At 37.5% G+C, this 20,509-nt stretch carries 10 protein-coding genes and 1 pseudogene; 5 read left to right on the top strand and 6 right to left on the bottom strand.

The window, feature by feature from the left end; all coding sequences use genetic code 11:
- Window positions 1–185 precede the first annotated feature (185 nt).
- Complete coding sequence (gene infC, locus CYAN10605_RS05205; RefSeq protein ID WP_015218889.1) at window positions 186–725, top strand: translation initiation factor IF-3; 540 nt, start codon at window positions 186–188, stop codon at window positions 723–725.
- Between the two features lie 316 nt (window positions 726–1,041).
- Here infC and CYAN10605_RS05200 read toward each other — a convergent pair whose 3' ends face one another.
- On the bottom strand, window positions 1,042–1,440 hold the full coding sequence (locus CYAN10605_RS05200; protein WP_041922691.1) for a universal stress protein: 399 nt from the start codon (window positions 1,438–1,440) through the stop codon (window positions 1,042–1,044).
- A gap of 100 nt (window positions 1,441–1,540) precedes the next feature.
- Here CYAN10605_RS05200 and CYAN10605_RS05195 point away from each other — a divergent pair, with 100 nt between their 5' ends.
- Window positions 1,541–2,743, top strand: coding sequence for a phosphoglycerate kinase (locus tag CYAN10605_RS05195; protein ID WP_015218887.1), 1,203 nt, complete (start codon window positions 1,541–1,543; stop codon window positions 2,741–2,743).
- 356 nt (window positions 2,744–3,099) lie between these two features.
- Here the strand turns inward: CYAN10605_RS05195 and CYAN10605_RS05190 are convergent, their stop codons facing one another.
- From CYAN10605_RS05190 to pheS, 3 genes are all read right to left on the bottom strand, one after another.
- Window positions 3,100–4,806, bottom strand: coding sequence for a hypothetical protein (locus CYAN10605_RS05190; protein ID WP_015218886.1), 1,707 nt, complete (start codon window positions 4,804–4,806; stop codon window positions 3,100–3,102).
- 111 nt (window positions 4,807–4,917) lie between these two features.
- The gene (locus CYAN10605_RS05185; RefSeq protein WP_015218885.1) at window positions 4,918–5,853 is read right to left on the bottom strand and encodes a glycosyltransferase family 2 protein; all 936 of its coding nucleotides are present in this window, start codon (window positions 5,851–5,853) and stop codon (window positions 4,918–4,920) included.
- 180 nt (window positions 5,854–6,033) lie between these two features.
- Complete coding sequence (gene pheS, locus CYAN10605_RS05180) at window positions 6,034–7,029, bottom strand: phenylalanine--tRNA ligase subunit alpha (RefSeq protein ID WP_015218884.1); 996 nt, start codon at window positions 7,027–7,029, stop codon at window positions 6,034–6,036.
- Between the two features lie 248 nt (window positions 7,030–7,277).
- On the opposite strand from pheS, the gene CYAN10605_RS05175 reads away from it, so the two are divergent.
- From CYAN10605_RS05175 to CYAN10605_RS18095, 3 genes and pseudogenes are all read left to right on the top strand, one after another.
- Entirely contained in the window at window positions 7,278–7,880 is a 603-nt protein-coding gene (locus CYAN10605_RS05175; RefSeq protein WP_015218883.1) for a response regulator transcription factor, read from the top strand.
- A gap of 231 nt (window positions 7,881–8,111) precedes the next feature.
- Entirely contained in the window at window positions 8,112–8,642 is a 531-nt protein-coding gene (locus tag CYAN10605_RS05170) for a Dps family protein (protein WP_015218882.1), read from the top strand.
- Between the two features lie 324 nt (window positions 8,643–8,966).
- Window positions 8,967–10,022 (top strand): annotated as a pseudogene (locus tag CYAN10605_RS18095) (IS630 family transposase).
- Window positions 10,023–10,168: 146 nt separating this feature from the next.
- On the opposite strand, the gene ovoA reads toward CYAN10605_RS18095, so the two are convergent.
- Both ovoA and CYAN10605_RS19280 read right to left on the bottom strand, forming a co-directional pair.
- Entirely contained in the window at window positions 10,169–11,509 is a 1,341-nt protein-coding gene (gene ovoA, locus CYAN10605_RS05155) for a 5-histidylcysteine sulfoxide synthase (RefSeq protein WP_015218879.1), read from the bottom strand.
- A gap of 90 nt (window positions 11,510–11,599) precedes the next feature.
- Window positions 11,600–20,464 (bottom strand): Calx-beta domain-containing protein, encoded by an 8,865-nt coding sequence (locus CYAN10605_RS19280; protein ID WP_015218878.1) that lies wholly within the window; start codon window positions 20,462–20,464, stop codon window positions 11,600–11,602.
- Between the last annotated feature and the right edge of the window lie 45 nt (window positions 20,465–20,509).

The raw sequence follows: 20,509 nt of genomic DNA, 5'->3' as shown, positions 1-20,509 counted from the left end.
TTTTTTAATAATAAGACTAAATTACCAGTAGAAAAAGTATTTCACCGACGAATATCGAGAAAAACTAATTCAGATTAGCAATCACCAATTATAATATTGACTAGGAAAAAAACCTAATCCTTCGTACTTATTCAAATCAACTAAATATTTTATAGAAAGCATATTGGAGAAAATAATCAAAGCCTGTGACCTATAGCAACAAAAAAAATAACCAAAGAGATTTACCCAAAATTAATGAAAATATTCGTTTTCCTAAAGTCAGATTAATTGACACAGACGGAGAACAACTTGGTGTTCTTGATACCAGAGACGCAAATCGTCTAGCGGAAGAAAAAGAATTAGACCTCGTCTTAGTCAGTGAAACGGCTGATCCTCCTGTGTGTCGCATCATGGACTATGGCAAATTCAAATTTGAGCAGGAAAAAAAAGCAAGAGCCATTCGCAAAAAGCAACATACTGCGGATGTTAAGGAAGTAAAAATGCGTTACAAAATCGACGAGCATGATTATCAAGTACGTCTTAATCAAGCAAAACGCTTCCTTAAAGCTGGTGATAAAGTGAAAGCAACAATCAATTTTAGAGGAAGAGAAGCTCAACACACTCACTTAGGACAGGAATTATTAGAGCGTCTTGCAGAAGATTTAGGGGAAATGGCAGAAGTTCAACAAAGACCAAAAAAAGAGGGACGCAATATGATAATGCTTCTTTCTCCTAAAAAAGCCTAGTTAGAATTAATGAAGAATTAACAATTAGCAATTAGTGATTAGTAATTAGAGATTACTCAAAAAGTCTTTACCTAGAGATGGAGTTAACTGAGTTTGATATAGGATTGTCTGTGGTAAAAAAAAGAGAAAAGGGTACAGTATTTATAATTGACATCAACTGCGGTTAAATTGATTTTCAATAGGTTTTTTCTCAATTTAATGACTTTTTCCCTTCTCCCCTTTTAAGGGGAGATATACAAGGGTGTCCCAAATCAGCTACCATAGCCAAAGAGATTTATTCAGAACTTTGGTTAATTATTACTAATTGCTAATTAATTCACGGTACAACTAAAACAGGACAGGGGGCAAGATTAATCACCCGATTAGTGACACTATCTTCAACTCCTTCTTGAGTTAAACCTAAGCCACGACATCCCATAATAATTAAATTAGCCTCAATCTCATCAGCAACATCACAAATAACAAAAGGAGGCATTCCTTCTCTTTCTATGACTTCTGCTATAATTTCAGCTTGGAAAAATAAATCTTGAGCATTTTTGAGTAATTGAGCAACAGTTTTCATGTCGCTCATCACAGCATCTTCTTCTTGATTTGTTTCTACAACTGATAGTAGATATAGTTTACTTTCATAGGTTTTAACGATGTTGCTTACGACGGCAACTGCTTCTCTGGCTTCTCTACTTTGGTCAATGGGAAATAGAATGTTTTTGAACATAGCACTTACCTCTAGTGACATTGTCAGGTAAAATCGGCAAAGAGTAATTTTTTTTACTTCTTCTATTTTTATTGTCTGATAAATATTCCAAAATATCACTATGGCTAAAAAAAGTGTTGCAAATTTAACAAAATCTGATTTAGAAGGTAAAAGAGTATTAATGCGCGTGGATTTCAACGTGCCTATGGATAACGGTGCGATTACCGATGATACTCGTATCAAAGCGGCTTTACCTACCATTAATGATTTAATCTCAAAAGGTGCGAAAGTAATTTTGTGTAGTCACATGGGTCGTCCCAAAGGTCAAGTTAAGGATAGTCTCCGTTTAACTCCTGTGGCAGTCCGTCTTTCTGAGTTATTGGGTAAAAATGTGGTTAAGTGTGATGACTGTATTGGTGATGATGTGACTAATGCAGTTAATGGGATGGCTAACGGTGATGTTGTCTTATTAGAAAACCTCCGTTTTTACAATGAAGAAGAAGCTAATGATCCTGAATTTGCGAAAAAATTAGCTAGTAATGCTGATTTGTACGTTAATGATGCTTTTGGTACTGCTCACCGCGCCCATGCTTCCACTGAAGGGGTTACTCACTATTTATCCCCCAGTGTGGCTGGTTTCTTAATTGAGAAAGAGTTGAAATTCTTACAAAGTGCGATCGAATCTCCTAAACGTCCTCTAGTAGCTATTATCGGTGGTTCTAAAGTTTCTAGTAAAATTGGTGTTATCGAAACCTTATTAGAAAAATGCGATAAATTAATTATCGGCGGTGGTATGATTTTCACCTTCTATAAAGCCCGTGGTTTAAGTGTTGGTAAGTCTTTAGTAGAAGAAGATAAATTAGATTTAGCTAAGGCTTTAGAAGCAAAAGCAAAAGAAAGAGGTGTAGAATTTTTATTACCTACTGACGTAATTGTAGCTGATAATTTTGCTCCTGATGCAAACGCTCAAACCGTTGATATTAATAGCATTCCTGATGGTTGGATGGGCTTAGATATTGGTCCTGATTCCGTTAAAACCTTCCAAACTGCTCTTGCCGACTGTCAATCCGTTGTTTGGAATGGACCTATGGGAGTATTTGAATTTGAAAAATTTGCTAAAGGTACAGAAGCGATCGCACATAGTTTAGCAGAAATTACCGCAAAAGGAGCAACTACTATCATTGGTGGTGGTGATTCCGTTGCCGCCGTAGAAAAAGTTGGTGTTGCCGAGAAAATGAGTCATATCTCTACTGGTGGTGGTGCTAGTTTAGAGTTATTAGAAGGTAAAGTTTTACCCGGTATTGCCGCTTTGGATGAAGCCTAATTGACTTTAGTAATAAGTAACAAGTAATGAGTTAGGGGTTTTTACCCCTTATTTTTTTGTTATTATTAACTACTGACAACAAAAATAAAAGGCTCTATCACTTCTCGTCGTGTAAATTATTAGTTAGGGTAGGCTGAAAGGCAAGAGGCAATAGGCAATAGGGGATTATTAAATAATAATTTATAAACTTTTAGTTTTTATTTTACTATAAACACTATTCAATAAAGGTTATGGAAGTCCTGTTTCTCTTAATTTATCATAACCACACTCTGAAGAACCAAATAAAATTATTACCTCTTATTATAAAAGAATAGTTTTTATTGAACCTCACACCTAAACACCTTTGATATTAATTTTTAATTCTTATCTGAATCTTCTAAAAGACTATCTAAGTCAAAATCCTCCTCATCAGAATCATCATCCAAGCCAAAATCTAAACCTAAGTCATTATCATCATTATCAGACAATTCTAGGTTTCCTAAAATATCATCTTGATCATCATTATCGATGGATGCAGAAGCACTAGCAGATTCAGTAGTATAATCAAAATTAAATTCATCATCGGAATCACTAATTTCTAACAATTCATCGTCAGTGGAAGAAAAATCAGAATCATCAGAAAAAATGTCTAATTCATCTTGACTAGAAGTTGTTTGAGATTCTCCAAAAGCATCTAAATTCAAATCATCCCCTAAATCATCATCACTAGATATATCCATTTCAGAAGAAAACATATCTATTTCTGTTTCATTCTCTTCCATCACAAAATCTAAGCTAGAATCATCCTCATCAATTTCTTCCAAAGCAAAGTCAGGGGTTTCACTCTCGCTTTCATCTGTACCAAAATCAAAGGGCGATTCTTCCTCTACTTCGCTAATTTCTTCTAAAGCAAAGTCAGGGGTTTCACTTTCGCTTTCGTCTGCACCAAAATCAAAAGGCGATTCCTCTTCAACTTCACTAACTTCTTCTAAAGAAAAATCAGGGGTTTCACTTTCACTTTCATCGGCACCAAAATCAAAAGGCGATTCTTCCTCTACTTCACTAACTTCTTCTTGCACCTCTCCTAAATCGAAAGGAGTATCTTCTTCAACAGAATCAAGAGGAGGATAGATTTCTGTCGCAATATTAGCTTCCTCTTCAGAAAAGTCGAGAGAAGATTCTTCAGAAGTATCATCCTGAGTAAATACAAAATCTTGACCTTCTTCTACTTCATCAAAGGTTAAAGAGGCTTCCTCAACTTCCTCTACACTATCAAAAGGTGTTGCGATTTCAGTTGCAATACTAGATTCTTCTGGCACATCAAAAGAAGATTCTTCTTCAGAAAAAGCACCAAAATCAGGGGTTTCATCTTCTATTAGGGATTCTTCTTGATTATTAATATCTGAGTTTTCTTCTTGTAAAAATTCCTCTGAAGCGTTTTGCGTACCTGCAATAGAATCTATAATAGCGTCAGAATCTGGAATTAGTCTTTCAAGCTGTTGAATTCTTATGCTGTAGCCCTCGATTTCTGTTTGATGATTATTTTGTAAATCTTCTATCTGGCTTTGAAAAGACTGTTGTAACTGATTTTGATAATCTTCAAATTGCTGTTGCTGTAATTGTAATTGAGTTTCTAATTCAGCTATTCTGGTATTTAACCCATCCACATCATCAGAATCACCTTTCCCTGCCTCTAACTCGGCAATTTTAGCTTGTAACTGTGAAATTTGAGTTTCTGCGTTTTCTAACTCACTAATTCTGCGTTGTAAATCCGTTACTTGCTCTGTTTGTGATTCTAAATAGGTAATATTTGTTTGTAATTCACTAATTTGATTTTGATATTCTTGAATTTGGTTACTGTAACTACTTTCAACTTCAGCAATTTTTTCATTAGCTTGGTTTTCATATTCTCGAGTTAAAGAGGCAATTAACTCTTGCTTACGGGCTTCAAATTCTCCTTCGGCTTGGTTTAAAACTTTCTGCTTTTCTGCTTCAACAACAGAAGCATCAACCTTGTCTTTGTTAATAAACCACAATATTGCCGCACCAACAACTAAACCTATAAGTAAGAATAAAACTTGCATTAATTTTTCCTCCGTGTTTTCTTATAAGAGTTTTTTTATGAATATTTATTTATTTTTGGTCTAACAGTATTATATGGATAAATCTTATTTACTTATTTTTTTTAATAAAATTTAAGTGTTTTTACTTAACTTATAAGCATCATAGACTCCTTGCACGTTGTACCAATTAAGAAAAATTCGGGCTATTTCAAGGGCTAGTTGGGGTTTTCCCTGATTAATTAGCCATTGCAAAAGGGGTTTCATTGTTTTTTCATTTAAGCTACCGCCAAGGGAAAGAATGCCCCATAATAGTCGATGCAACCATGTCATTTGAATCATCATTTTAACTTCATAGGTGGGATGTTTCTGATAAAAAAGTACCCCCATTTTGCCTCTTTCTATCTCTTTTTCAATTAATTGGGGTATTTGTTCGAGATTGAAGGGAGGATGCCAATGATAACCCACTGCTGATGGGCATTTAATTAGTTTTAAGCCCAGCCTTTTCAGTCTTACGCCTAATTCTAAGTCTTCCCAACCATATTGACTAAACATGGTATCAAACATTCCCGCTTCTATTAACCACTTTTTTTTGATGGCTACATTACCTGTCGCAAAATAAGCGGCGGAGAAGTCTGTAATTTTATAAGGTTCTGATGTAGGATTGTCAAAGTTGCAAGTATTGATAACTGCACCATAGGTAAAAATTAAGTCAGATTGTAATTTGTTTTCGGCGGTAATTAGGGCTTGAGCGTGACTTTGTAAAAAGCTCTCTGTCACTACTAAATCGCTGTCAATAAAGATAATATACTCACCAACGGCATTTTCTACTCCTAAATTACGAGCCGCTCCTGCTCCTCGATGATTTTGGGTAAATAGTCTAACATGGGGTAAATTGGCTTTTTCTGTGTCTAACCATGAGATAGTCGCATCTGTTGAGCCATCATCCACCACGACAATTTCATAATCAGAGATTAAGCCTGTATCAAATTGTTGGTTTTCCAATGCCCTCAGACATTTTTGTAAAATCGGTAAACGATTGTAGGTAGGAATTACGACGCTAAAAAACACAAATAAACCCCAAAAACAACTATATCTAATCCTAATCTATTAGTAGCTCTCTTCGATATAAATTTATTAGACTTCTTGCTGAAGTTGCGGAAAAAGGGAAGAGGGAACAGGGAAAAGTGATATAATTTTCGCTAAATATTCTTTTAAGTTTAACTCTGAACCCCCAACTCCGAACTCATGTTAGAATTGTTGCAGAAAACGGAGATCGCTATTATATAAACGGCGAATATCATCGATTTTGTGTAAAATCATAGCAAAGCGCTCAACTCCTAACCCTGCGGCGAATCCTGTGTAAATTTCTGGGTCATAACCTACTGCTTTGAGTACATTTGGATCAACCATACCGCATCCGAGTACTTCTAACCATTTACCTTGCCATTGTACGTCAACTTCTGCTGAAGGCTCGGTGAAAGGGAAGTAACTGGCACGGAAAACAGTGGGTAAATCGTCTCCAAACATCTGTCTGAGAAACTCTTTGATTGTACCTTTTAAGTCGGTGAAGGTTAACCCTTTCCCCACGGCTAGTATCTCGATTTGGTGGAATACGGCGGAGTGGGTGGCATCAACGGTATCTCGTCGGTAAACTCTACCCGGTGCGATAATCCTAATGGGGGGCTCATTTTTTTCCATGTAACGAATTTGTACGGATGATGTGTGAGTGCGCAGAAGGCTACCATCTTCAAAATAGAAGGTATCTTGCATGTCCCTAGCTGGATGATCTTCAGGGGTATTTAAGGCGGTAAAATTATAGTAGTCGCTCTCGATTTGTGGTCCTTCGGCAACTGTATATCCTAAGCCGACAAATATATCTAAGATGCGATCAATAGTACTTTGTAAGGGATGAGATTTACCCAAGGGATAGCTCACCCCCGGCATGGTGACATCGAGGGTTTCTGCTAAAATTTGCTTTTCGATTTCTGCTTGTTGTAAATTTTGTTGTTTATTGCTTAAGTTATCTTGAATAGTAGTTTTGATTTCATTTGCGATCGCACCGATACGGGGTCTTTCTTCGGCGGATAGTTTACCCATTTCTTTTAAAATGAGGGATAATTGACCTTTTTTACCTAAATAACTAACTCTTAATTCTTCTAGTTGTGATAAACTCTCGGAAGATGCGATCGCCTCTTGGGCTTCTTGGGCAAGAGTTTTAAGTCGAGATTCTATATCCGTTATCATAAATTTTAATTTTAGCTTAATAGTCATTTATCAGTAAATAATTATTCAGCATTTTGGCAACTTTATCAAATAGCAATGAATGGTAATAAAAGAAAAAAATAAGCATAAATTGTTACATTTTAAACAATATAATTATTATTTTAATTATTGTTAAATAAACATTCGTAAACAAATAAAAATGGATATAGAATGAAATTATAAACAAGGTCAATAGCCTCGCATAAAAATACTTTAAAGTTGTGATAATTATGACATGGCAAATTTTGGTAGCTGATGATGACTTAATTATTAGAAATTTACTTAAAGAATGTTTAGAATTACAAAATTATTCAGTAATTCTAGCGGGTAATGGGCAGGAAGCGATTTCTTTAGCAAAAATTTATCATCCTCATTTATTAATCTCTGATATAATTATGCCTTTGAAAAATGGTTTTGAGCTAGTAAAAGAATTAAGAGATATAAAAGAATTTGAATTATTACCTGTTATTTTTTTAACCAATAAAGACGGTATTCAAGATAGGGTAAATGGTTATCAGGCAGGATGTGATATTTATTTAGAAAAACCCTTTAACCCACCAGAATTAATTGCTATTATTAAGCATTTATTTACTCGTCATAATGTTCAATTAAGTCAAACGAAGTCCGATGTAAAATTAGATATTTCGTTAACAAATAGGGAAAGACAAGTGTTAAGGCTCTTGATTAAAGGATTTTCTAACTTAAGAATAGGAGAGGAATTATATTTAAGCTCAAAAACAGTAGAAAAATATGTGAGTAACTTGTTAAGAAAAACAGGCTCAACTAATCGTACTGAATTAGCTAGTTTTGCTTGTAAGAATAAAATAATTTGAGAAAATCAAAAACTCAAAGAGTTATATTTACATAGTGTATGCGAGTAAGGGCAACTTTTGTAGGTAGAGGAATAAACCTCAAATTACTCATCTTAAAAGATGATATTTTTAATCTATTCTTCTGTAATAAAATACTTCTTTCGGTAGAGATATTTAATACTTTTGAGAGATGAAAATAATTTCAATAATTGTCATGATAGAGAGTAAGTGCAAATAAGAAAAAATTAATTTATGAATACTATTAATATAGGATTAAGCAAAACAGAAATTCAAGAAGTTGTTAAATTATTAAATCAAAACTTAGCAGATTTCTATCTATTGCAAATCAAAACTAAAAAATATCATTGGGATGTAGTTGGACCTCAATTTTTAACCCTCCATGAAATTTGGCAAGGTCAATACGAGATCATTTCAGATAATATAGATAACTGTGCGGAGAGAATTAGAGCTTTAGGAGAATATCCCATTGGCACGGCGCAACTATTTTTGGAGAATACAACTTTAAAAGAGCATCCTAGCGACTTACCTGACTCTACAGAAATGGTACAGCGTTTAGTAATAGACCACGAACATATAATTCGCAACCTTCGTAAGCATATTGATTTATGTTCTCAAAAATTTCATGATGAAGGTACAGCCGATTTCTTAACGGGTATTATGGAACAACACGAAGAAATGGCGTGGATGTTACGCTCTTTCATTGGCGGGAAAAATATTGAGCAAAGAATCAGAGAAGATAGAGAATTGATTACAGAAAGTTAAACTAATCTTAGTTCAGCTTGAAAGTATAGGATAAGGACACCTGAGTAGGGGTTAGAAAAGAGGTGCTAGGGAGAAACTAATTCTTAATTAACCTGAGTTTTGGATAAGCTGAAAGCAGACCAACTCGTAGTCAGAAAACCTTATAGCTTCTTAGAAATAATCATAAAATTGCCTTAACCCGAACTGACTTAAACAAGGGGCTTAAGCCCCTTGCTAAAAACCCTTACCACTTGCAACCTGCAACCTGATACCTGATATCAAATCCGCTTAATTGCACATGGTATAATCAAGAGGATGTATATTTGTTGTCGTAGATTTTGACCAATGCCTTCAAGAATCAAAATTGAACCCCATTTAAGTTTACAAGAATTAGAACAAGGGTATCGAAAAGCCAAACAAGGGATTGAAAAAATTCACTACCAAGTGATTTGGTTATTAGCACAAGGGAAACGAACCTCTTATGTTTCCCACGTTACAGGATATAGCTTAAGTTGGATTTACGAACTTGTTCGTAGTTATAATCGTTCGGGTGCAAAAATGTTGGGGGATCAAAGACAACATAATCGGGGTAGAAAACCGTTATTAGACGATCAACAATTAGCTCTGCTATATCAAAGATTACAATCACCCCCCGATGATCAAGGACTTTGGAATGGTGTCAAGGTCGCAAAATGGCTCACTCAACTTCTAGATCGTACTATTTTCTCCTCAAAGAGGATGGGAATATCTTAAAGGATTAGAATATCGTCTCCGATGTCCTCGTCCAAATCATCAAAATTCTAGCTGCCTTGAACAAAATGAATGGAAAAATCAACTAGCAGAAAAAAAAAAAAGATTCAACAAGAATATCCCGACGCGGACGTTCAAGTGTGGGCTGAGGATGAGCATCGTTTAGGACTCAAACCAGTATTAAGAAGAGTATGGGTAGAAAAAGGTTATCAACCGATAGCTACGGTCAATTGGCGTTTTCAATGGTTGTGGTTATATGGCTTTGTGGAACCAAATACAGGAGAGACATATTGGTGGCTACTACCATATGTAAATACTGAATTGTTTAATCGAGTCTTAAAAGATTTTGCACAGCATTATGAAATAGGTAAAAACAAAAGGGTGATTTTAGCAATGGATCAAGCTGGTTGGCATCCGATTAAAGAAACGACGGAAATACCAGAGGGAATCCACGTTATGCTGATGCCTTCTCACTCTCCAGAATTACAACCGGCAGAACGTTTGTGGCCATTAATAAATGAGGCCATCGCTAATAGGACATTTAAAAATTTAGAAGAGTTAGAAGAGGTAGTTATTAGTAGATGCAAAAAAATTATGGAAGAAAAAGAAATAGTTAAAGGAATAGCCAATTTTTATTGGTGGCCTAATTAATATCTTTTAGTGTGGCTAATTAAACGGATTTGATATGATACCTAACCTTATCGGATATTCTTAAACCAAACTGAGGTTAATTATCAACTATTCACTATTGCCCCTTGCCCTTTTAACTTTGCCTCTTTCCAAATCTGCTACTATAACTAGGAAAATTGGTTTGATATTCTAAACCCTGCGTGTTGGAAGAAATGAGGACGAAACCAATTACGATAATAAGGGGTGGCTTCATAACCATTGGTAGCCCAAGAACCACCTTTTAAAAGATAATGACGATTATCAAAGAATGGAGCAGAATAGTCTTGATATAGATAATGAGGTTGAAAATCTGTTAGGGGTGTAAATATATCCGCTAACCATTCCCAGACATTTCCTCTTAAATCGTAAATTCCTTCATGACTTTGTGCTGTTTCTATGCTACCAACAGGAGTCGGGGAAATATATTTTAGGTTGAGGTTATATTTATTCTCGTCATCTTGGTTTTTCCCACTGGCTAAGTGCCACTGTGCCTCACTCATCATGGTACATTTTTGACCTATTTTCTGACTATAATAATTACAAAATGCGATCGCTTCATGATGGTTGACTTCTACTGGAAAATCGAGGGGTAAATCTATCTCATCAAACATGAGACGATAACGGTAACTATCTTGATTTAGTATCCAAAATTTAGGATGGGTAACTTGATTTGTTTCTCGCCATTGCCATCCTTCTTCCTGCCAATAGTTTGAATTTTGATAACCTCCAGACTTCACAAATTGCAAAAATTCATCGTTGGTAATAGGGTATTTACTAACAGCAAAATCATTGACAATTACTTCTCTTGTGCCGAAATCTACATCCCAACCGTAGAGATAAGCCTTTTCTGGGTTGCCAAGGTTCACGACTCCTCCTTTGACTGTTATCATGTCATTTTTAGGAGGTTTTCCTTTGCTTGAGGCATAATACCAAGATGAAGGTTTTGCGATTAATTCTACGGGTAATTGTCGTATTAACATCGAAGATGTTTCTATGTGTATCCTTTGATGCTCTATCCCCATAATAATTGCCCACCATCGACTTTCAGGGGTGATAGGTAACTCAAGGGGAGTTTTTTTAATTATGTCAATCAATAGATTTCTGGCTTGATGGCGATATGTCCATAATTTTTCTACATCATGCCATTGAATAGATGCGATCGCATTTTGTAACTCATCTGGGGTATCTGGATCAACTCCCATTTCATATAATTTTTCATAAAGAGGGTTAATTCCAGTGTCTAATAAACCAACAATGAGCAATTTATTGATGTAAAATATCGCCGAATGACCAAGATAAAAAATGAGAGGATTACGCAGAGAATCAGGATTAAGATAAAAGGTTCGATCGTCTTGAATACTTTTAAATAAAATATCTTCTGTTTCCCAAGCACTGTTTAAATAATTGATAATATCTTGTTTTGTACAATTATTTAAAATTAAATTTTTATGATTATTTGTTAATAACATTATTGCGATAAAAAACTGAATTTGGGAAGATTGTCGGGGTTAAACATTGTTCAACCCTTAAGGTTTATGAACAAAAGAAAATCAATTAATTTAGCCCAAGGCCTCAAAAGCGACACCTTCAAAAGTAAATTGAGGGAAGTTTTCTAGGATAGTATTTCGTTCTTCCTCCGCAACGTAAATATATACCCCGGGTTGTTGATTATTTTGGAAACGGAAAAAGTCTGTGCCAACATCGGCATTTCCAGCATAAGCATAAAAAGCAATACCTTCTTCCACAAAATTGGGGAAATTCTCTCTAATATTAGCACTTTCTGCTTCCCCTGCATAAAGATAAGAACCCGGTTTATCGGAGTTTTGGAAGCGGTTAAAACGAATTAAATTGTCATCTTCTCTGGTTGAAACTTTAAAAGCTGATCCCTCTTGGATAAAGTTAGGAAAACTTTGACTGACAATTCGACTTTCTATTTCATCAGTATATAAATAACCTCCATCATTATTGCGAAAACGATTAAAAGTAATAGTTAAAAGACTATCTCTTTCTAATTCTTGGGGAGAAGGTACGGCAAATAACTCTTCTTGGGCTGAAGATATGGACTTAATTGTACCAAAAACATCGTTATTATTCTGAGATTCACCATTGATACCAGCAAACTCTCCCCCCTCACTGTTAGGAGCTGAATTATTATTAAAAGTTAAGTTACTGCCCGTAACAGTAGAATTACCATCATCAATAAAAATAGCACCTCCAAGACCTTGACCATTGTTTCCACCACTGCCCCCTTGGGCTCGATTATCGGAAAAAATACTATTAGTGATAGTCACATTGGCATATTGAATAAATAAAGCACCCCCTAAACCGGCACCACCGCCTCCAGTGCCACCATTTCCCGGACTACTGCCCGATGCGAATTCAGGATCTTCACCTTTAGAACCTCCCGTTCCATTACCAGCAAAATTACCACCAGCACCACCAGCACCACCATTACCCGCACGATTGGAAGGACCAGAAGGACCAGCACCACCACCGCCCCCTCCAGCACCACCACCAGCACCGAAACCACCAAAACCACCATCACCACCATCACCACCGTTAGTAGCACTTCCGCCTAAAGTACCACCACTACCACCACCGCCACCACCAGCACCGCCACCACCATAACCGACAACATTAGTATTACCACCATTGCCCCCTCGTCCTCCGCTTTCTCCATTCTCTATGCTTCCACCAGAGCCACCAAATCCCGGAGCATTTGTTCCATTGATATTAAAAGATCCTCCATTCCCGCCAGATTGGGGTTGATCATCGGGAGTTCCTGCGAATTCGCCTCCACCGCCACGAGCACCTGTGGTTCCATTACCACCAACGGCTTGGTTGGAATCAAAGACAATATTGTCGAGGGTGACTGTGGCTAGGTAATTCGAAGTATTTATCGCCCCCCCTGCTCCTAAACCACCACCACCACCGGTAACGCCATTTCCGCCTCGAGCAAAACCATTTTGCAAGTTAGCATAGGATAAGTTAAAGTTAACGCCACCGAGGGTGAAAATATTGTTAAATTGACTATTTGGAGCTTTAATGGTGGGTGTTCCTAATGGTCCTGCGGTTTGAATGATAAGATCTGAGATGATGGTGGGTAAGGGACTTTGCAACTGGATTGTACGACCACCTATTCCAGAGAGATCGATTATTTCTTGTTCAGGGGTGTTATTAGCATCAATAATGGCTTGACGTAAAGAACCATCGCCAGAATCGTTGGTGTTAGTGACGGTGATTGTGCTTATTTCCTGAGCTAAAATGAGGAGATCATTGCCTTGGGAGGTTATTTTTAAGAAATTGGGGTTAATTCCCTGAACACGGGCTAAATGTTGATTTCCTAAAGATATAAGGGTATCTGTTCCAAATTGAAATAGTTTGATCTCTTCTTCTCGTCCAGCAAATCCTTTTAAGCCAATAGTATCGACTCCCAATTCAAAGTCCATAATAGCGTTAAAAGAAGAGGGAAAGTCTTGGTCTGCAATCCAAAATTCATCGATGTCTTGTCCTCCCCATACTAGATTTTTACCTTCTCCTTGCATGAAAAAGCGATCGCGTCCTTGTCCACCAAAGGCTTGGTTATTTTTACCAGGGAGAAATGTATCATTTCCTTCATCACCGTGGAGGATGTTATTTTCGCTGTTTTCTAAGGCTTCGAAGGTGTCATCTCCCAAAGAACCAAAAGCGGTGTCATTTTTGCTAACAATAATGCGATCGAGTCCTGCTCCGCCATGAATAATATGTTCTCCTTGGGTATCGCTCACATCAATAAGGTCATCCCCACCTAAACCATGAATAACATTAGCCCTTAAACTATTCAAGGAAGATGAAGAAATAACATCATCACTTTCTGTACCATTAACCACAACATCAGAAATTGCCGTGGATTGAAATACATTTTGATTTCTGCCATTAGAATCGAGATCCTGTTGAATTAAAAGGCGAGTTCCTTGATTAATATATTGATCAAAAATAACATCATCGATGGTGACAGGGTCTTGCTTAATCCATTGAGCAAAGTCATTGGCTACGACAAAAGAGCTATGACCGAGAACTTTAAAGGTGTTGGTGGTGTCCGAAAGACTTGTCAGGGTTTCTAAATTGAGGGTGACACGGTTATTAAAACCGAGATCAATAATTTCAATTCCTTGAATACGACTGCCTACGGTGCGATCGGTTAAATCTAGGTTGTTGGAGGAAAGAATAAAACTATTTAGTTGCAGGGTATCTTCGCCACTACCTCCATCCATGCGATCGAACAATAGACTACCAATGGAAAGTAAATCATTTCCTTGACCACCCTTCATGACTACTCGTCCGTCAGCGTTTCTGTTCACTCCGGCACTCTGCAATACGTCATTTCCTTGACCCCCATTCATAATGTGAGGAGCGGATTCTGTCGCTAATTGAGTTGCAGATAAAATATCATTATTGATCGTTCCTTGATAGGTAACATTAGCCGTAAAGTCGCCACCAAAGACATTATAAGCAAGACCTGCAACCTCTTGAGAATTATCCCCCTGAGCTCCGATTCCCATATCAGCAAAGCCGTCTCCGTTAACATCCTTGAGTTGACCCACCGAAGTGCCAGCAAAGGACAAATTTCTTGCCCCAACACTAGCAAAACCGTTAGCACCATCAAGATCCTCTACATTAATACTTCCGCTTTCTCCAATATTTTCGCCCCCAAAAACTGTGTAGGTAGTTCCCTGAGTAGTAGCACCTGCAACATTAATTATGTCATCACTTGGCGCACCGATGACCAAGTCATCATAACCATCACCGTTAATATCTCCTCCCCCTGTAACGCTAAAGCCTAAAGCATCTCTTCCCGTAGTTGAAATTAAAAAACCATCATTACCATTCAAATCATTAAGATCAAAAGAACTATTGTCACCTAAATTGCGATCGCCAAAAATCACATAAACTTCTCCTCCTACACTTCCTTGCAGTAAATTGGTAATTCCTAACACAAAATCATCAACTCCATCCCCATTTATATCACCAACTCCTTGAACACTACCCACTGCCCCTTGATCTCGTAAATTCAGTTGTGGCACCGAAGCACTCATTTTCACTCCGTTATTGCCATTAATAGTATTCAAATTAATGGAGGCTTCACTATCTAAATTGGAAGAACCGAAAAGAAGATAATTAACTAAAGAATTGTCATCCTCATCAATACCTAACAAGGCAAAATCTGTAAATCCGTCCCCATTGACATCCCCCACGTCGCTCACCGATGAAATAGGGAAATTAATTTCTGTTTGTATGGGTAAAGACTGATTTAGCACATTGATAGAAGAAACTGTACCAGAGGTAAAATCATGATCGCCAAAAATGATAAAAGGGTTGAGATTGGCACTATTAACTAAAACATCATCCACACCATCACCATTAAAATCTCCCATGGAAAGGTTAACATCATCTCCCTGATTAGAAATATTAGGAACAGTAATTTGTACCCCTCCATTTTCTGTTAATAAATCATTGATGTTGATTCCCGTATTGGGATCGATACTTGACCAAAATGATTGATTTGTGTTGCCAAAGATGACAGTAGCATAAGTATCATTTGGCGAACCACTACGGGCAACAATAAAGTCCTCAACACCATCATTATTAAAATCTCCTGAGTCAACAGTTTGACTACCCAAAATCAAACCATCATTGTTAAGGGTAATGGAGACACTTTCAAGCAAGGTAGAGGGTTGCATAGGATCACTACCAAAAGAAAGATAAACAATTTGTCCTCCACTCCCTCCAAATCCAGCATCGACAATTACCGTATCAGCATAACCATCGCCGTTTATATCTCCTCCCAAAGAAACAGTACCAATTTCATTGTTTGTGGGAGGTTGAAAAACAGTACCATTATCACTTCTGAGCTTTGTGACATCAAGACTTCCTCCTGGTCCTACCCATTCGTGACCAAAAGCAACGAAAATATTACTTTCTTCTTGATCGGGGAAAACTTGAGGAGTTGCCATCGCAAAATCTGGAGAACCATCATTATTAACATCTCCGATCGCACCTAAGCCGATACCTAACTGAGTGCCATTGAGAGGATTATTAAAGACAAAAACCCTTTGATTGAGAGTATTGACATCCGATAACTTCAAAACTCCATCATTGAGGAAATTAGACCAATTATCCCCTCCAAAAATTAAGTAACTTTGACCGTTGGCACTATTTGCCCCTTGAGTATTTAGAGTGGGCGCACTAATCAAGAAATCATCGAAAAGATCATTGTTAACATCCCCTACCCCAGACACAGAAAAACCTGTATTACCACCAATATTAGCAGTGTTAATACCTTCAATGGCAAAACCATCATTAATGTTAAGATTGGCTAAGTCAATCTCTGACGACCAACCAGAAGTTTTACCGAAAATAACATAAGCCCGACCTAGACTATTTATCCCCCCAGATGCAGAATTAGAGGCACTGATAATAAAATCTTCTACACCATCATTATTTACGTCTCCGATACTAACCACATTTGTCCCGGCTGAATCAGCAATAGTAAAATTAGGTTGTAAATTAGGGTCTGTGAGGGTGCTATCACCATCAAAATTAGAAGGATTGAAAAAGCCTTCACCGTTGAGGGTAAAACCATTACTACCGTTTAGCTGACTCAAATCTAAAGAATTATTCAGACCTGAACCGCCGAAAACAACGGATACTTGACCCCCAAAAGCGGGGGCTTGAGCAGAAGGGTCATCACTGGCGGAAAAGTCCACAGGATTGGCTTGAGGTGAACCTAGCAAAAGGTCTTTAATTCCATCCCCGTTGACATCAGCAGTTCCTAAACCTGTACCAATCTGCCCTGTTCCTGTATCTAAAATAGTGACACTATTAGCGTCTAATTCATCTAAGTTGAGGGAAGGAGTATTATTATTTAAGGCGTTTTTAATGGTCGTGCCGTTGACTACATAGATTTTATCACTGGCAGGAGCGCTAACGATCACATCGGGAATACCATCTCCTGTTACGTCTGCCACTACTACTTTAAAGCCAAGAGCATTTCCCGGGTCGTTGGACTCTAAAACTAAGGCATTAGTAGAGTTAAGATCGATTTCATTTTCTTGGGATAAATTAGCTCCCTGTACAATATAGACTTTTCCTGACAAAGATTGTCCTGAATTTTGAGGCGCACCTAAAATCAAATCCTGTCTATTGTCTCCATCCAAATCAGCAAATGCGATCGAACTACCTAAACGATCTTGATTCGTACCATTAATAATCAAACCATTGCTACCATCCAAATTATCAAGAGACAATTCTTGATCTTGTACTCCCACAGTGCTAGAGCCAAAAACGACATAAACGACTCCTTTACTATCATTTTTCCCCGGTGCTCCCACCAAAAAATCATCAACTCCATCACCGTTTATATCTCCGGCTGGAGAAATACTCATCCCCGACATAGCCTGTGGATCTGCCTTTAAGATAAAACCACTGTCGATCGCACCTAGTTCTGTGGGTTCATCTTCAATGGAGGTAATAGTTGCCACTAACTCCACTCTACCATCTCCCACTCTCAAACCATTAATGCGTCGATGGGCTTGAGGATGATCACTGGTAATAATCACCTTAAATTGTTCCAATCTTTTTTCTGCAAGATTGTCATCGAGAAGGGGTATGGTAATTTCTTTAAATTCCTCTCCGGGCGCAAAAGTTAAACTACCCACTTGGGGAACGAAATCCGCTCCTGCGGTGGCACTACCACTAACCGTACGATAATTAAAACTGACGGAATCATTAATATCTCCTGTGCGTCTTACGATTAAAACTGCTTCTGCATCCGTTTCCCTTACCTTCACCGGTGAAACTTCTAACTGACTGGTGCGTGCTGCGCAGCAGATCTCTTCGAGATCGTCCCTATCATGAGGAATAAATAAACGGGCATCATTCTCGGCAATAATTCTGTTTTGGCTAAATACATCAGAAAGAGAATCGCTGACCACCTGATTACTAACATCATTGCTAACCTCTATCACATCTAAAACATTGTCAGGAGTGGCTAAATTAGAGACATCAGGCTTAAAAATAACAGGACTTTCCCACTGATTAAACTGTCGATCAAAAGAACTAGAATAAATACTAACGATTTGATCATCATCCTCCACATCCTCAGAACTATTTACTTCTGTCCAAAAAACCGTAGGAGAACCATTAAGACTCGTAGAAACAGGATTTTCTAACAAACGTAAGTCCCCAGAGGTAATTAATAAAGGTTCACTCCAGACATTACCATTCCAAAAAGAAGCAAATAACTGATCATCAGTCGTATTACCACTACCATCATCAGTACCCCCTATAACCCAAGTAACTAAAACCTCACCGTCGGAAGTTTCCTTAAGAGTGAGGGATTGAGGCTGAGCGATAGAAGAATTGATGGGAAGAGGTTCAGTCCAAGTTACTCCATCATTAGACACAGAAAATAATAAAGTAGCTTCTCCTAGAGATTGAGATAATTTAGGCTGATTGACACTACCATCTTGATTAAAAACGTCTGTATCCCTTGTGTTTGACCAGACAGTAACAATTTGACCTGACGAAGTTACCTCGATGACAGGATCAAAATTCATTCCCTGACTGTTAGGGATAGGCAAAGGGGTACTCCAGTTTTCTCCGTTAGTAGATTGAGCAAACAATATTTGGGATAAACTATCGTCATGGGTATTTTTCACCCAAACAGCATTAATGTTACCATTTTCGTCTGTAACTACCGATGGTGAAGTATCATCGGTTAAATTAGAGCTAATATTGGCATCTATGGGATTACCTGCATGAATTGCAGAAGTCCCTTCGATGAAATTAGGGTTAATACCCACAAATAAATCACTGGTGGTGAAATTCTGTTCTACAGATAACATTGTTGACCACTTCTTACCAAACAAATTTACAGCCAAACTCAATAATTCTTGTAAACTGGTGAACTCTTGTTCGGGGAAAACTTCAACATTAGCTAAGATTTCTAACTTGCTCTCAAAATCTAAAGCAGTAAAATTTAAAACCTGCAATTTGAGTTTTCCTGACAAACCAATGCCAAAAGTTATGATGCCCGTATTTGTGACATCAACATCTAACAATTCTTGTTCTGTAAGGGAAGCAGAAGGATTCGGAGAAGGAGAGTTGGAGGGGGGAGCGAAAAATTCATCAGCAGCGCGATCGGTGTCAATCATCCAATAAAGTTGATTAGGATCATCACCGGGTTGGGCAGGAGTACCATCAGCTCTGACTAGATTAAACCAAAGATCTGGGTTTTCCTCTTCTGCAAGAGTGTTTAACTGTAAAGAAGAACCACCAACACTATTTTCTAGGGTGCGGTTTTGACTAGAAGGAGTAAAATCAAAAGGAAATGGTCCCCATTTTTGTTTTAAAGTGAAGGCTAGATCCATTAAAACCCCTAACTTTACCTCTCCCGCTAATAATGTAAAGCTAGAATCAGGATTGAGAAAACCTACACTAATATCAAAAGTGGTCTTGCCAGGTAATAAGTTTCTTTCATATTCTCCTCTCAACCTCAAGGAATCAGATACAGAAACGCTATTACCGTCCCCGTCTAAAGCTAAATCAACTTCTGCTTTTCCTTGTAACCTCCCTTTGAGAGATAATTTATTTTTACCAAAAGAGAGAGAACCAGTTAATTCATCTTGTGCCTGAAGAAAGGCGGAAAAAGATCTGTCCCCTCCATCTATGATATTGTTGAAATTGAATCCACCCCCTAGAGCAAAAGCATTTTTGAATTCTAATTGTCCGTTAAAAAAAGATAAGGGTAATTGAAGAGTCCTTGAGTTTTCTTTGGTGATTAAGAATGTACCTGGTACTTGAATATCTCCTCCATCTAGCTCTGTATCCAGTTGAAGGGCATTATTGGGTCTAAAACTATTTGCACTTAAGGGGTTAAATTCTTCAATATTGTTATGTATCGGCTCGTCAAGACTTAAATCTATAACCTGAGTGTATAAGTCAATATCTGCTTGGGGATTATTTCTATCTACTTTTTCGGAAATAAGGACTATTTTCCCTTCCTTTGTTGTTACTAATTGGATATTTTCATCACTGACAGAATCATTAGTTAAATCTGTTACCTCACTCCAATCAAATTGCCCTAAACTGTTGATTATACCGTTAGTGCCTTTTACTTCTCTGTTATTTTCCTCTCCTTCAATCCAAGAAACAAATACACCCGGGGCAGAACTTGAATTTTGTGGAGAGCTACTTACATCTGTTGTTATTTTAATTTCTTTAGAGCTAACACTATTGGCAATGGGTACAGCCTCGACCCAACGCTGACTGGTGGGATTAAAGTAGGAGTGATAGATAACATTATTTTGATTCCAAACAATATGAGTTCTTCCATTAGAGTCAACGGCAATAGTTGGAGTCTGAACAGATGTAGATATAGTCATTTTGAAAGTTTTGATTAAGGGGGGGGTGTAGTTTGATTTTTGATT

This window comes from Cyanobacterium aponinum PCC 10605, from assembly GCF_000317675.1.
Taxonomy (GTDB): domain Bacteria; phylum Cyanobacteriota; class Cyanobacteriia; order Cyanobacteriales; family Cyanobacteriaceae; genus PCC-10605.
The sequence above is the reverse complement of the archived record's forward strand: the minus strand, read 5'-3'. Positions and strand labels throughout refer to the sequence as shown.

What these genes read in the sequence shown, in the direction of transcription:
- CYAN10605_RS05200 (WP_041922691.1), bottom strand. Translation starts at nt 1,440, where the DNA reads ATGTTCAAAAACATTCTATTTCCCATTGACCAAAGTAGAGAAGCCAGA.
- CYAN10605_RS05195 (WP_015218887.1), top strand. Translation starts at nt 1,541, where the DNA reads ATGGCTAAAAAAAGTGTTGCAAATTTAACAAAATCTGATTTAGAAGGT.
- CYAN10605_RS05190 (WP_015218886.1), bottom strand. Translation starts at nt 4,806, where the DNA reads ATGCAAGTTTTATTCTTACTTATAGGTTTAGTTGTTGGTGCGGCAATA.
- pheS (WP_015218884.1), bottom strand. Translation starts at nt 7,029, where the DNA reads ATGATAACGGATATAGAATCTCGACTTAAAACTCTTGCCCAAGAAGCC.
- CYAN10605_RS05175 (WP_015218883.1), top strand. Translation starts at nt 7,278, where the DNA reads ATGACATGGCAAATTTTGGTAGCTGATGATGACTTAATTATTAGAAAT.
- CYAN10605_RS05170 (WP_015218882.1), top strand. Translation starts at nt 8,112, where the DNA reads ATGAATACTATTAATATAGGATTAAGCAAAACAGAAATTCAAGAAGTT.
- ovoA (WP_015218879.1), bottom strand. Translation starts at nt 11,509, where the DNA reads ATGTTATTAACAAATAATCATAAAAATTTAATTTTAAATAATTGTACA.
- CYAN10605_RS19280 (WP_015218878.1), bottom strand. Translation starts at nt 20,464, where the DNA reads ATGACTATATCTACATCTGTTCAGACTCCAACTATTGCCGTTGACTCT.